This is a genomic window from Janthinobacterium sp. (assembly GCF_031995485.1).
GTDB lineage: Bacteria > Pseudomonadota > Gammaproteobacteria > Burkholderiales > Burkholderiaceae_D > Janthinobacterium.
In genome coordinates, this window is record NZ_DAMAGB010000060.1 from 22317 (window position 1) to 36678 (window position 14362).

Annotated in this window: 11 protein-coding genes; 1 reads left to right on the forward strand and 10 read right to left on the reverse strand. The window is 64.0% G+C overall.

The window, feature by feature from the left end; all coding sequences use genetic code 11:
- Window positions 1–29: 29 nt before the first annotated feature.
- The 3 genes from RTQ46_RS24650 to RTQ46_RS24660 form a co-directional block, all read right to left on the reverse strand.
- Window positions 30–1235, reverse strand: a complete 1206-nt coding sequence (locus RTQ46_RS24650; RefSeq protein WP_312440230.1) for a phage tail tube protein — start codon at window positions 1233–1235, stop codon at window positions 30–32.
- 336 nt (window positions 1236–1571) lie between these two features.
- Window positions 1572–2114 (reverse strand): hypothetical protein, encoded by a 543-nt coding sequence (locus tag RTQ46_RS24655; RefSeq protein WP_312440231.1) that lies wholly within the window; start codon window positions 2112–2114, stop codon window positions 1572–1574.
- Between the two features lie 24 nt (window positions 2115–2138).
- Window positions 2139–2561 (reverse strand): hypothetical protein, encoded by a 423-nt coding sequence (locus tag RTQ46_RS24660; RefSeq protein WP_312440232.1) that lies wholly within the window; start codon window positions 2559–2561, stop codon window positions 2139–2141.
- A gap of 144 nt (window positions 2562–2705) precedes the next feature.
- Between RTQ46_RS24660 and RTQ46_RS24665 the strand changes: the two genes are divergently transcribed.
- On the forward strand, window positions 2706–3419 hold the full coding sequence (locus tag RTQ46_RS24665) for a S24 family peptidase (RefSeq protein WP_312440233.1): 714 nt from the start codon (window positions 2706–2708) through the stop codon (window positions 3417–3419).
- A 39-nt stretch (window positions 3420–3458) separates the two neighbouring features.
- On the opposite strand, the gene RTQ46_RS24670 is transcribed toward RTQ46_RS24665, so the two are convergent.
- The 7 genes from RTQ46_RS24670 to prpB form a co-directional block, all read right to left on the reverse strand.
- Window positions 3459–5345, reverse strand: coding sequence for a propionate--CoA ligase (locus RTQ46_RS24670; protein WP_312440234.1), 1887 nt, complete (start codon window positions 5343–5345; stop codon window positions 3459–3461).
- Window positions 5342–6601 (reverse strand): hypothetical protein, encoded by a 1260-nt coding sequence (locus RTQ46_RS24675; RefSeq protein WP_312440235.1) that lies wholly within the window; start codon window positions 6599–6601, stop codon window positions 5342–5344. Before RTQ46_RS24675 ends, RTQ46_RS24670 begins: the two co-directional genes overlap by 4 nt.
- 8 nt (window positions 6602–6609) lie before the next feature.
- Complete coding sequence (locus RTQ46_RS24680) at window positions 6610–8139, reverse strand: MBOAT family protein (protein WP_312440236.1); 1530 nt, start codon at window positions 8137–8139, stop codon at window positions 6610–6612.
- An 89-nt stretch (window positions 8140–8228) separates the two neighbouring features.
- Window positions 8229–9440 carry a 2-methylaconitate cis-trans isomerase PrpF gene (prpF, locus tag RTQ46_RS24685; RefSeq protein ID WP_312440237.1) on the reverse strand — a complete coding sequence of 404 codons (1212 nt, stop codon included), beginning with the start codon at window positions 9438–9440 and terminating at the stop codon, window positions 8229–8231.
- A gap of 73 nt (window positions 9441–9513) precedes the next feature.
- A complete protein-coding gene (gene acnD / locus RTQ46_RS24690; RefSeq protein WP_312440243.1) occupies window positions 9514–12126 on the reverse strand; it encodes a Fe/S-dependent 2-methylisocitrate dehydratase AcnD in 2613 nt (870 codons plus the stop codon).
- Window positions 12127–12137: 11 nt separating this feature from the next.
- Window positions 12138–13292: a 2-methylcitrate synthase gene (prpC, locus tag RTQ46_RS24695; RefSeq protein ID WP_312440238.1), complete on the reverse strand. Its 1155-nt coding sequence runs from the start codon at window positions 13290–13292 to the stop codon at window positions 12138–12140.
- A gap of 20 nt (window positions 13293–13312) precedes the next feature.
- Entirely contained in the window at window positions 13313–14203 is an 891-nt protein-coding gene (prpB, locus tag RTQ46_RS24700; protein WP_312440239.1) for a methylisocitrate lyase, read from the reverse strand.
- Window positions 14204–14362: the final 159 nt, after the last annotated feature.

Here is a 14362-nt window from a genome sequence, read left to right on the forward strand (position 1 = left end):
CGGCCCTGGAAATGTCTGGCGCCGCGTGCTTACAGCGCGCTGTCCTGGATGCTCAGGGTGGTTGCTTCATGCTGCGCATCCGCGCCCTTGTAGCGCAGGATGTCGAAGGCGCAGGTGACGATCTTGTTTTTCTCGCCGTCGTCGATCTTGGCCGAGGTGATCTTGACGCGGCCCATGGCCAGCGCCAGCACGTCGGCCGCTGGCGCCGTGCCCGATGCCATGGCGTAGGCCAGCGCGATTTCCGTCTCGCCCTTGAAGTAGTCGAGATAGGTGGCGTCCTGCAGCAGCACCGTGAACTGGCCGGAGCCGAGCACTTTGCCGCGCGAGGCGGCGGTGGCGAACTTGGAGCCGATCACCGGGTCGACCTTGACCTGGCCGTCGAGCGAGACCGACATGCCGGTGCAGATCTGCGACGGGATGCCGTTTACCGACAGCATCGCCGTGGCGCCCGAGAACTTGCCGCTGCCCGCGGCTGCAGCCGGTGCGGCGAAATACGGCGCGGCCGTGGTCGGGCCTTCCGCCTTGCCCATCAGCGTGAAGTCCAGGCTGGTGATGCCGTTCGGCTGCACCGCGATATCCATCTTGCTGACCAGCTGGTCGACAAAGCTGCGGTGCACGCCGACTTTCGGGTCCTGCACTTCGGCCGTGAACCAGTCGGTGGTGTGGCCGGTCAGCGGCGTGAAGCTGCGCTTGCCCGCGGCCGCCACGCCGACCGGGTCGCCGGCCGCCTTGATGACCATCGCCGAGCCATCCATGAACTGGCCGTTCAGGTTGGTGGCGGTGACGGAAGTGACGAAAAAGTTCTTGCCGTTGTTGGCGGTGGCCGGCGCCGTCAGGCCGGTGATGCGCACCACGCTGCCGGCGCGGAAACCGTCGGCCAGCCACGAGCCGGCGCTGCGGATCAGGCCGGTGGCGGCAGCGGCAATGGTGGTCTGGGCCACCGCCACGCCGCCGGCCGTGAAGTCGCGGCGCAGCAGCGCGGCCATCAGCGGCGCGTAGGTGCCGCAAGCTGCTTCGGCCTTGATCGCGCCGGCGGTGCGGAAGTTGCCCAGGCGGCTATCGCCCTGCTGCTGGCTGGCGTCGATTTCGGCGCTGGCGTACTTGTCCGCTTCGGTGTCGAAGGTGGCCGTGACACGCGGGTAGACCTGGCCGCCGCCCGCCGCCGCCTTGACGCCTTCGGCGCCCTGTTTGCTGATGACGATCACGCTGTCGATGCCGTTTGCTGTCGATGCCATGGGTAGTGCCTTTCATGAGATGAAAAAAAAGACCGCCTGGGCGGTCTGGAAGAAAACAGTGAGAAGAAATGAAACAGCCCGCGCATGGTCAGATGGCGGGCTGCACGATACGGTGCCGCAGGGGCCCGAACGGGAGATGCGAAGGGAGGCCTGGAAGGCGGTTCGCTGAAGATTCCCCTATCGGTGTCGCACCAGAAGTGCGTCTATTACGAGTGGGGAAGCATGTGGTATTACCTGTTGCCGTACTGCGGTGCTGCGTTCGTGTCCTTTGCTGCCTGACAGAGACTCCATTGTAGGGGCGTTTTTTTCAGCTTGCGGCATATTGCAAAACTTTTTTCAGCGGCCCAGGCGGCGCATGGCGCGCGCTCCGTGCGACTGGAAAATCGCTTCCAGTTCGCTGACCATGTCCTTGATGCGCTCCAGTTCAAAGCCGCCGGAACAGCTGATCGCCGCTTCGCCGGCGCCGTGGCAGGCCTGGCAGACGAGTGGCGCGCCCGCCTCGCTGGCGCTGACCACGCCGGTGCCGTGGCAGACCTTGCATTTGCTGTCGAGCCAGTGCGCCAGCGAAGCTTCGGCCACCCGGCGGTACAGGGTGTTGGCCGCCTGCGCATCCCAGGCCGTGGTGGCCTTGACCCAGCGCCGCGCCTGGCCTTTTTTGGCGACGGCCGCGGTCCACGCGCGCAGCAGCTGCGCCAGGTTGCCGGCATTGCCTTCGAACAGGCGGCTGATGGTGCCGTCCGCGTACTTGACGCGGCACAGCAAGGCGCCCATGTCGCCGGCCAGCGCGGCCGCCGCGATCACGTCTAGGTCGTGGTGAAAGGCATCGTTGCGCAGATTGCGCGATGACAGCGATGCGATGAATTGTTCTGCAAACCCCATGGTGTTCTCCTCGTTTCCTCTTGGTTACTGTGTTGACGACTTGGCCGGTCCGAACAGGGCCGCCACCAGCGGATCGCGGCCCGCCGTGCCGCCGGGCCAGCTGGCCATGCGCCGCACCTGCGGCGGCAGCTCAGCCCACGCTTCGCCCTCGTCTTCTGCCTCGCCCGGTCCGTACAGCGCGGGCCGCTGGCGTCCCGGCTCGGTGCAATGGCGCTGCGCCAGATGGATCAGCCCGGCGCCGCACATATGGCGCAGGTAGCGGCTCATGGTGCCCGCATCGAGTCCCAGCAGGGCCGACAACTGCGCGGCGCTGGCCTGGCCCTGCTCGGCGATATGCTGCGCGATACGGGCGATATGCAATTGCGACTTCTTGCTGCGCCCCAGTATCCTGCGCCCTGCCTGCGGCGGCGCTCCGCTGTGCACCACCTGACTGCTGTTCAACATCATTACCCTCCCTGTACTGGCCTGCCGGGAAACGCTGTGTGCGAATTTGCGACAGGCAACGAGTGGACTTTATCAATCGCTAATGTTAAAGTCAAGCATTTGGTAATTTATCAAACAGTAAGTTTCAGGTTTAATGCGGAGATGGATATGTATCAATACAGACGCGACCGATTGCTGGCACTGATCAGCGAGCGCTATGAGCACACGCGCAAGAAAATTTCCGACGCCAGCGGCTGGAGCGAGGCGCGCATTTCGCAGATTTTGTCGCCCACCTACCGCGAGGGGCGCGCCTTCAGTGAGAAGATCGCGCGCAAGCTGGAAGCCGATCTGCGCCTCGACAGCATGTACTTCGACCAGGGCGCCGCGCCGGACCAGGCGGCCATGGCGGCGCGTGCACTGGCCGGTGTCAAGCCGGTGTTCGTCAACGATGGCGAAGACGAGCGTTTCTACGATATCCGCAAGGTCAAACTGCGGCTGTCGGCCGGCATCACGGGCTTTGCGGTCGAGCCGGAGACCCATGACGGCAGCACCATCAGCGTGCCGCGCGGCTGGGTCGACCGCAACGGCTATCACCCGGAAAAACTGGTGGCGATCAAGGTCAAGGGCGAGAGCATGGAGCCGGCCCTGTACGAGGACGACGTGGTAATCATTAATACGGCCGATATCCGCCCCGTCGATGGCGTGGTGTACGCCGTCAATTACGAAGGCGAGCCGGTGGTCAAGCGGCTGGCGCGCGATATCGGCGAATGGTGGCTGACGTCGGACAATCCCGACCAGCGCAAATACCACCGCAAGATGTGCCGCGGCAATGAATGCATTATCGTCGGGCGCGTGGTGCGCAAGGAAAGCGAGCGCATCTGACAGCAGAGTTTATCGCACGATAAACTCTGCTAAAGATGCTTATGCCAATGCTTCCGCAATATGCTGCAGCGAGGCCGGGTCTTCGATCGAAGTCAGGTCGCCCGGACTGCGCCCTTCGCAGATGGCCTGGATCGAGCGGCGTAGCAGCTTGCCAGAACGCGTCTTCGGCAGCTGCGGCACGAACAGCACGCGCGCCGGCCGCGCCACGGCGCCCAGCTGGCGGTCGACCACGGCCATCACGTCGCGCTCCAGCGCCGCCTTGGCCTCGATGCTGTCTATACCTTGCGGATGCTTGAGGATCACGAAGGCCATCGCCACCTGCCCCTTGAGCTTGTCGTGCATGCCGACCACCGCCACTTCCGACACATTCGGGTGGCTCGATATGCTTTCCTCGATTTCGCGCGTGCCCAGGCGATGGCCGGCCACGTTGATCACGTCGTCGGTGCGCCCGAGGATGAAGTAATAGCCATCGGCGTCGCGCAGGCCCCAGTCGAAGGTCGAATAGACTTGCTTGTCGCTGAAGGTGGACCAGTAGGTGTCGACAAAGCGCTGGTCGTCGCCGTACACGGTTTGCAAACAGCCCGGCGGCAACGGGCCTTCGAGCACCAGCACGCCCTTCTCGTTCGCGCCGCACTCCTCGCCCGTCGCCTCGTCGAGCAGTTTGACCTTGTAGCCGTACATGGCCAGGCCCGGGCTGCCCAGGCGCGTGGGGATGTTTTCCACGCCGCGCGCCACCGACAGGATCGGCCAGCCCGTCTCAGTCTGCCAGTAGTTGTCGATGATGTCGACCTTGAGCTCCCCGGCGATCCACTGCGAGGTGGTTTCGTCGAGCGGTTCGCCCGCCAGGTACAGCGCCTTCAGTGAGGACAGGTCGTGCTTGCGCATCAGCTCCGCCGGATGCTTGCGCAGCACGCGGATCGCGGTCGGCGCCGAGAACATGCGCGTGACCCGGTATTTTTCAACGATGCGCCACCAGATGCCGGCGTCGGGACAGACCGGCAAGCCCTCGTACAGGATGGTGGCCATGCCGGCAATCAAGGGGCCGTAGACGATATACGAATGGCCCACCACCCAGCCGATATCGGAGGTGGCAAAGAAGGTCTCGCCCGGTTTGCCGCAAAACGTGTACTCCATCGACGCCGCCAGCGCCACCGCGTAGCCGCCCACATCGCGCTGCACGCCTTTCGGTTTGCCGGTGGTGCCCGAGGTGTACAGCACATACGACACCTCGTTCGATTCGAGCCAGGTGACGGGTACCTGCGCGTCGAGATGCTGCTCGCGCAGTTGCGCGTAGTCGACATCGCGCCCTGCTACCCGCTGCATCGGCACCAGGTGGCGGTCGACCAGCAGCACATGCGCCGGCTGGTGCGCGGCAATGCGGATCGCTTCGTCGAGCAGCGGCTTGTAGGGAACCGGCTTGCCGTTGCGCGAACCGGCGTCGCTGGAAAACACGATTTTTGGCTGCGCATCGTCGATGCGGCTGGCCAGGCTGTTCGAGGCAAAGCCGCCGAATACCACCGAGTGGATGGCGCCGATGCGCGCGCAGGCCAGCATGGCAAACGCCGCTTCGGCAATCATCGGCATATAAATCAACACGCGGTCGCCTTTTGCCACGCCCAGCGACAGCAGGATCGCGGCGCAGCGTTCCACTTCGCGCTGCAGTTCGCGGTAGCTGTAGGTGCGCTCGGTGTCGGTTTCGGTGGAAATGGCGATCAGCGCGGGCGCATCGCCCCGGCTGGCGACCCAGCGGTCCACCGCGTTGTGGCACAGATTGGTGGTGCCGCCAACGAACCAGCGCGCGAACGGCGCACGGCTATCGTCGAGCACCTGGGTGAACGGCGTGTGCCAGTCGATCTTTTCCGCTTCGTGGCGCCAGAAAGCGTCCGGGTTGCTGATGGAATGCTGGTAGAACTGCGCAAAATTCATCTCTCCTCCGTGGTTTTTTGTGGTCCTGTCAAATGGGTTTTTCCATCAGCAACTGCCTTGGCAGGCGGGCCAAACATGTTTGTCACGGATAGAAACAGAGCGGGGTGCGTGGCGGCGCAGTCCCGGCGTTCGGCCGCGATGCGCGCGCGGTTGGCCGCCAGCGCGGTGCTGTCCAGGCGCATGCCGAAGGATGGCGCGTCTCCTGACTGCGACAGCACGCGGGCCAGGACGATATCGCCCAGCGCCTTCTTGAAATGGCCGGCCTCCCAGTACCAGCGCGTGGCGAGATGGCGTTCGGCCGCTGCGGGGATGCGTTCGCAGTTGTACGGACCAAAGCCGCTGAAGTCGTACAGCGCGATAGCGGCGCCGGGATGGCTTGACTGGACGGCGCCAATTTCCTGCACCAGCTGCTGCTTCCATTGTTCGAACAGCGGCCACAGGCCCGCTGCGTCCAGCATGGCGAGGAGCTGCGCGTGATACGGATAGATCACCAGCGTCATTTGCGCACCATTGGCTGCCGCCTGCTGCAACAAGCCATGCAGCACGGCGAAATCCGCCGCTGCCAGCGTGGCGCCGGACTTTCGTTTGAAGCTGAGCGCGTTTTCCTGCGCGCGCTGGGCAAACATCTTGTGATAGCCGTCATTGCGTACATGCGCGCCATATTCTCTCAAAGGATTGAAGCCGTCCGGCGACAGGCTGGTGCTTTCCGCATCATGCTGGATGCGCAGCGTATGCAGCGCATCCTTGACGGAGGCGAGCGAAAACAGCGCATCGAATTGCCAGAATGGCGCGCCGGCCGGCGTCGCCGCCACCGTCGAGCCGGGCGCGGATGGCAGTTCCAGGAAATCCATGAACTCGACGCCGAGGATCACGGTGCGCGGCTGGACGCCGGCCGCCAGCAGGTGCGTGAGCTGGCTGGCGGAGGTGCCCAATCCGGTTCCCGGTATGGCCAGGTTATAGACCGCGCCGCGCGCCGCCGCAAACGCCGGCGCGGCCGGATCGAAGCCGATCTCCGCGCGCGAGTTGCCGAGGATAAGCACGCGCGGCCGCAGGCGCAGCGCGTGTTGGTGCTTGATCTGCACCTGGTAGCGCGACAGGCCGGGCTTGACGGCATTGAAGCCAGGGCGATGCACCAGGCCATACAGGCCATACGGATCGACGATCACGACCAGCGCGCAGGTGGCCAGGGCGCCGGCGCTCAGGAAAGCGGTGAATGCCGGCAGATATCGTTTGTAATCAAGAGAGACGGTTGTCATTGCGCCTCCTAAAATTGAAAATACAGGAATTCGGCGGGCCGGTTCAGTGACAGCATGCTGGCCAGCGCCAGCACGGCGATCGCCGCTGCCCAGCGGCGCGATGGCTGCCAGGCCAGGTGGGAGGTCGCCGGTCTGGCATCGGGCACGGGCAGCACCAGCCGCATGATCTGCTGTGTATTGGGACAGGCAAACGCCAGCAGTGCGGCAATGGCGATCCAGCTCCAGCTGTCGATAAAGGCGGTGCCGCCACCCAGATAAAACGTCAGGCCGATGGCTGCCAGCAGCGGCTGCAATGCCAGCAAGTGCGGCGCCAGCGCATCTGGCAAGGCGAGACCGTGGCGCCCGTACATGCCGTCCAGTATCGCCAGCGCGCCGGCCAGGTCGGGCGCGCGAAAGAAGACCCAGGCATGGCAGACCGCAACAAAGGTAATGCCGGTGGCGATCAGGCGCCAGCAAGCCGATTGCACCGGCAACTGCAGCCGGCTGGCCATGCCGCTCCATGCACCGTGTATACCGAGGAACACGCCGTGCAAACAGCCCCAGATCAGGAAATTCCAGCCTGCACCATGCCACAGCCCCCCCAGCACCATGGTGATCATCAGGTTCAGGTAGCGGCGCGCGCCGCCATGGCGGTTGCCGCCCAGCGGAATATACAGATAGTCGCGCAGGAAGCGCGACAGGGTCATGTGCCAGCGGCGCCAGAACTGGGCGATATCGGCCGCCTTGTAGGGCGAGTCGAAATTGAGGGGCAGCCGCACGCCGAACAGGCGCGACAGGCCGATGGCCATGTCGGAATAGCCGGAAAAGTCGAAATACAACTGGAAGGCATAGGCCAGCACACCGCTCCAGGCGAGCAGCAGCGACGGCTCGCCCGGCTGGTTGAACAGCGTGGCCGCATGCGGCGCCAGATTGTCGGCGACCAGCACTTTTTTGGCCAGGCCGATCACAAAGATGCTGGTGCCGGCGGCGATGTTTTCCGCCGACAGCCGAACGATGCGCGGGTCGGCGAACTGCGGCATCATCTCCTTGTGGTGCAGGACCGGACCGGCGATCAGGTGGGGAAAATACGTGACGAACAGCAGGTAATGCACGAAGCGCCGCTCGCGCACCTGTCCCCGATATGTATCGACCAGGAAGGCGATCTGGGTAAAGGTAAAAAACGAGATGCCGACCGGCAGGATCACATGCAGCGCAGGCAGCGGTTGCGCCAGCAGTCCGGCAAGGCTGGCGACAAAGAAGCCCGCGTATTTGTAGTAGCCGAGCAGGGCCAGATTGGCGCCAATGGCGGCCACCAGCAGCCACTTCCTGCGCCTGCGCGATCCCGCCCTCGCGTCGAGCAGGCCGGAACAGCCGTAATTGAAGCAGATCGAGGCCAGCAGCAGCGGCACGTAGCGCACGTCCCACCAGCCGTAGAAAAACAGCGAGGCGCCGGACAGCCAGGCTGCGCCCAGGAACGGGCTGCGCCGGCCCAGCAGGAAGAAGCCGGCAAAGGTGACGGGCAAAAAGCCCAGCAGGAAAATCCAGGAATTGAATAGCATGGCAGCCCCAGGATGGATGGAACGACACGGTTTTCACGGGTAAATCCATGCCATTCTCCTTGCTGCCCGGCTTGCGGTCCTGCAAAAAATCAAGTCCGCAAGCGATCGCTGTCTTGCTCCTGGAAAGGCACCCGCACAACACCTTCCATCAGCACGCGTGCGCTGCGGCTCATGATGGCCTTGGTGACGCGCCAGTCGCCGTCCACCTGCGTCGCTTGCGCGCCCACCATCAGCGTGCCGGACGGATGGCCGAAGCGCACGCTGCTTTTTTCGCCGCCACCGGCCGCCAGGTTGACCAGCGTGCCGGGTATCGCCGCCGCCGTGCCGATGGCCACCGCCGCCGTGCCCATCATCGCGTGGTGCAGCTTGCCCATCGACATGGCGCGCACGAGCAGGTCGATCTCGCCCGCTGCTACCCGCTTGCCGCTGGACGAGACATAGCTGGCCGGTTTGGCGACAAACGCCACCTTCGGCGTATGCTGGCGCGTGGCCGCTTCATCGAGATGCGAAATCAAGCCCATGCGCAGAGCGCCATGCGCGCGGATGGTTTCAAGACGCGCCAGCGCTGCCGGATCGCCATTGATCGCCTCCTGCAGTTCGGTGCCCGTGTAGCCTATCGCTTCGGCGTCGACAAAAATGGTCGGGATGCCGGCATTGATCATGGTGACCTTCAGCACGCCGATGCCGGGCACGTCGAGGTCATCGACCAGCTGGCCGGTGGGGAACATCGCGCCACCGCCGCCCTCCTCTTCCGCTGCCGGATCGAGAAACTCGAGCTTGACTTCGGCCGCCGGAAACGTCACGCCATCGAGTTCGAAGTCGCCTGTTTCCTGCACTTCGCCGTTGGTGATGGGCACGTGGGCGATAATGGTCTTGCCGATATTGGCCTGCCACACGCGCACTACCGCCACGCCGTCGCGCGGAATACGCGCCGCGTCGACCAGGCCATTGGCGATCGCAAACGAGCCGACCGCCGCCGACAGGTTGCCGCAATTGCCGCTCCAGTCGACAAACGGCTTGTCGATGGAAACCTGGCCGAACAGATAATCGACGTCATGCTCGGCCCGGCTGCTTTTCGACAGGATCACCGTCTTGCTGGTGCTGGACGTGGCGCCGCCCATGCCGTCGATCTGCTTGCCGTAGGGGTCGGGGCTGCCGATCACGCGCAACAGCAGAGCGTCGCGCGCGGGGCCCGGCCCTTGCGCGGCGACCGGCAGGTCCTGCAGGCGGAAGAACACGCCTTTGCTGGTGCCGCCACGCATATAGGTGGCGGGGATTCTGATTTGGGGTTGATGATTCATCGTATATCCAGGTAGGTCGGATTAGCGCTTGCGCGTAATCCGACACATTGTTGACGCTGCCGGTGTTGTCGGATTACGCGGCTGCGCCGCTAATCCGACCTACGGACGATTCCAGGAAATCCTGCGCAAAGCGCTGCAAGACGCCACCGGCTTCGTAGATCGACACCTCTTCCGCCGTATCGAGGCGGCAGGTGACCGGCACTTCCTCGGTATCGCCATTGGCGCGGTGGATCAGCAGGGTCAATGTCGAACGCGGCATGCGCTCGCCCACCACATCGTAGGTTTCGCTGCCATCGAGGCCCAGCGTCTTGCGCGTGACGCCCGTCAGGAACTCCAGCGGCAGCACGCCCATGCCCACCAGGTTGGTGCGGTGGATGCGCTCGAAGCCTTCGGCCACGATTGCCTCCACGCCGGCCAGGCGCACGCCCTTGGCGGCCCAGTCGCGCGAGGAACCCTGGCCGTAGTCGGCGCCGGCGATAATGATCAATGGCTGCTTGCGCTCCATGTATATCTCGATCGCTTCCCACATGCGCGAAATCGTGCCTTCCGGTTCGATGCGCGTCAGCGACCCGGCCTTGACCTTGCCGTCCACCATCACCATTTCGTTTTTCAGGGTCGGATTGGCAAAGGTGGCGCGCTGCGCCGTCAGGTGGTCGCCGCGGTGGGTGGCGTAGGAATTGAAGTCTTCTTCCGGCAAGCCCATTTTGGCCAGGTACTCGCCGGCCGCGCTGTCGAGCATGATGGCGTTCGACGGCGACAGGTGGTCGGTGGTGATATTGTCGCCCAGCACGGCCAGCGGACGCATCCCTTTCAAGGGCCGCGCGCCGGCCAGCGCGCCTTCCCAGTAAGGCGGGCGGCGGATATAGGTGGTCTGCGGGCGCCAGTCGTACAGCGGGCTGACCTTGATGCCGTCGTCGACCTGTGCGGCGAACATTGGAATGTAGACCTTGCGGAACTGCTCGGGCTTGACGCTGGAGGCGACGATGGAGTCGATCTCCTCGTCCGACGGCCAGATATCTTTCAGCAGAATCGGCTGGCCGTCCGGGCCATGGCCCAGCACATCCTTTTCGATATCGAAGCGGATGGTGCCGGCGATCGCATACGCCACCACCAGCGGCGGCGAAGCCAGGAAGGCCTGTTTCGCGTAGGGATGGATGCGGCCGTCGAAGTTGCGGTTGCCGGACAGGACGGCCGTGGCGTACAGGTCGCGCGCCACCACTTCGTCCTGGATCACCGGGTCGAGCGCGCCCGACATGCCGTTGCACGAGGTGCAGGCAAACGCCACCACGCCAAAGCCCAGCTTTTCGAGTTCCGGCATCAGCCCTGCCTCCTGCAGGTACAGCTCCACCGTTTTCGAGCCGGGCGCCAGCGAGGACTTGACCCAGGGCTTGCGCGCCAGGCCCAGGCGGTTCGCGTTGCGCGCGATCAGGCCGGCCGCGATCATGTTGCGCGGATTATTGGTGTTGGTGCAGCTGGTAATGGCGGCGATGATCACCGCGCCGTCCGGCATCTTGCCCGGCTCGTTTTCCACCACGCCCGAGATGCCGCGCGCAGCCAGCTCCGAAGTCGGCACGCGGTTGTGCGGGTTCGACGGGCCGGCGATATTGCGCACCACGGACGACAGGTCGAAGCTCAGCTCGCGCTCGTACTGTGCGTCGGCCAGGCTGTCGGCCCACAGGCCGGTTTCCTTCGCATAGGTTTCCACCAGCGCCACCTGCGCGTCTTCGCGGCCGGTCAGCTTCAGGTACTTGATGGTCTGTTCGTCGATATAGAACATGGCGGCGGTGGCGCCAAATTCCGGCGCCATGTTCGAGATCGTGGCGCGGTCGCCCAGGGTCAGGTGCGAGGCGCCCTCGCCATAAAACTCCAGGTACGACGAGACCACCTTCTGCTGGCGCAAAAATTCCGTCAGCGCCAGCACGGTGTCGGTGGCGGTAATACCCGGCTGCGGTTTGCCCGTCAACCGCACGCCGATAATGTCGGGCAGGCGCATCCACGAGGCACGGCCCAGCATCACGCTTTCCGCTTCCAGGCCACCGACGCCGATGGCGATCACGCCCAGCGCGTCGACCATCGGCGTGTGCGAATCGGTGCCGACCAACGTATCCGGATAAGCCACGCCGTCCTGCACCTGGATCACCGGCGACATGCGTTCCAGATTAATCTGGTGCAAGATGCCGTTCCCGGGCGGGATCACGTCGACGTTCTTGAACGCCTTCTTGGTCCAGTCGATGAAGTCGAAACGGTCTTCGTTGCGGCGGTCCTCGATCGCGCGGTTCCTGGCAAAGGCGTCGGGATCGAAGCCGCCGCATTCGACGGCCAGCGAATGGTCGACCACCAATTGGGTCGGCACCACAGGATTGACCAGGGCCGGGTCGCCGCCCTGGGCCGCAATGGCGTCGCGCAGGCCGGCCAGGTCGACCAGCGCCGTCTGGCCCAGGATATCATGGCAGACCACGCGCGCCGGGAACCACGGAAAGTCGAGGTCGCGGCGGCGTTCGATAAACTGGCGCAGCGAGGCGTTCAGGGTCTCCGGGTCGCAGCGGCGCACCAGGTTTTCGGCCAGCACGCGCGAGGTGTACGGCAGGCTGGCATAGGCGCCGGTTTGAATCGCGTCCACGGCGGCGCGCGTATCGAAGTAATCGAGCTGGGTGCCCGGCAATGGCTTGCGGTGCAAGGTGTTGATCGTGATGCTCATTATTTGCGGTCCTTGATCGGCACGAACTCCAGGTCCTCCGGACCCACATAGTTGGCGCTCGGGCGGATGATCTTGTTGTCGATGCGCTGCTCGATGATGTGGGCAGCCCAGCCCGAGGTGCGCGAGATGACGAACAGCGGCGTAAACATCGCGGTCGGCACGCCCATCATGTGATACGACACGGCCGAGAACCAGTCCAGGTTCGGGAACATGTTCTTGATCTCCCACATCACCGTTTCCAGCCGTTCGGCGATATCGAACATCTTGGTCGATCCCGCTTCCACCGACAGCGTGCGCGCCACTTCCTTGATGACCACGTTGCGCGGATCGGAAATCGTATAGACAGGGTGGCCGAAACCGATCACCACTTCCTTGTTGGCGACGCGCTCGCGGATGTCGGCTTCGGCTTCGTCCGGATTGTCGTAGCGTTTCTGGATATCGAGCGCCACTTCATTCGCGCCGCCGTGTTTCGGGCCGCGCAGCGCGCCGATCGCGCCCGTGATGGCCGAGTGGATGTCCGAACCCGTGCCGGCGATCACGCGGCTGGTAAAGGTGGAGGCATTGAATTCGTGTTCCGCGTACAGGATCAGGGACGTATGCATGGCTTTTTCCCACGACGCCGACGGCTTCTTGCCATGCAGCAGATGCAGGAAATGGCCGCCGATCGAGTCGTCGTCGGTTTCCACTTCGATGCGCTTGCCGTTATGGCTGTAGTGGTACCAGTACAGCAGCATCGAGCCAAACGACGCCATCAGGCGGTCGGCGATATCGCGCGCGCCCGGCACGTTGTGGTCGTCCTTTTCGGGCAAGGTGCAGCCGAGTACCGATACACCGGTGCGCATCACGTCCATCGGATGGGCGCCGGCCGGCAGCGCTTCGAGCGCCGACTTGACGTTGGCCGGCAGGCCGCGCAGGGATTTCAGCTTGGCCTTGTAGCCTTTCAGTTCGTCGGTATTGGGCAGCTTGCCGTGCACCAGCAGGTAGGCGATCTCTTCGAACTCGCAGCTGTCGGCCACGTCCAGGATATCGTAGCCGCGGTAATGCAGGTCGTTGCCGGTCTTTCCGACCGAGCACAGGGCCGTATTGCCGGCGGTGACGCCGGACAGGGCGACGGATTTTTTAGGCTTGAAGGTGGTGGCTTGTGGTGCGGTCATGTGTCTTCTCCGGATAATAATTATTTGGATTTCTGGGCGGCGAACAGCGCGTCGAGCTTCTGTTCGAAGTCGTGGTAATTGATCGATTCATACAGCTCCATGCGCGTCTGCATGGTGTCGAGCACATTTTTCTGCGTGCCATCGCGGCGCAGCGCCGTGTAGACGTTTTCGGCCGCCTTGTTCATGGCGCGGAAGGCGGACAGCGGATACAGCACCAGGCCCACGTCGGCGCTGCGCAGTTCATCCACCGTGAACAGCGGCGTGGAACCGAATTCGGTGATATTGGCCAGCACCGGCACCTTGACGGCTTTGGCGAACGTGGCGTACATCTCCAGGTCGGTGATCGCTTCCGGGAAGATCATGTCGGCGCCCGCTTCGACGCAGGCCACCGCCCGTTCCAGCGCCGCGTCCAGGCCATCGACGGCCAGCGCATCGGTGCGCGCCATGATCACGAAGTTCGGGTCGGTGCGCGCATCGACGGCCGCCTTGATGCGGTCGACCATTTCTTCCTTGCTGACGATTTCCTTGCCCGGACGATGACCGCAGCGCTTGGCGCCCACCTGGTCCTCGATATGCAGCGCGGCCGCGCCGGCCTTGATCATCGATTTGACGGTACGCGCTACATTGAAGGCGGATGAACCGAAGCCGGTATCGGCGTCGACCAGCAGCGGCAGGTCGCATACATCGGTGATGCGGCGGATGTCGGTCAGCACGTCGTCGAGATTCGAGATGCCCAGGTCCGGCAGGCCCAGCGAGCCCGCCGCGACGCCGCCGCCGGACAGATAGATGGCCTTGAAGCCGGCGCGCTTGGCCAGCAAGGCGTGGTTGGCATTGATGGCGCCGACCACTTGCAACGGGGATTCTTGCTGGACGGCCTGGCGGAATGCGGCACCTGCGGAGTATTGACTCATGTATTCACCTTATGGATTCGACTGTTTCATGGACCTGCAATACGTATGGGTATTGCAAATGCCGTGCCAGCCATCGCATGTTCGCCCGCACAGGTGGGCATAGCGCAGGCTGCGCATGATTGAGCACCACAAAATGAAACACAAGCGATGGCCAAAATG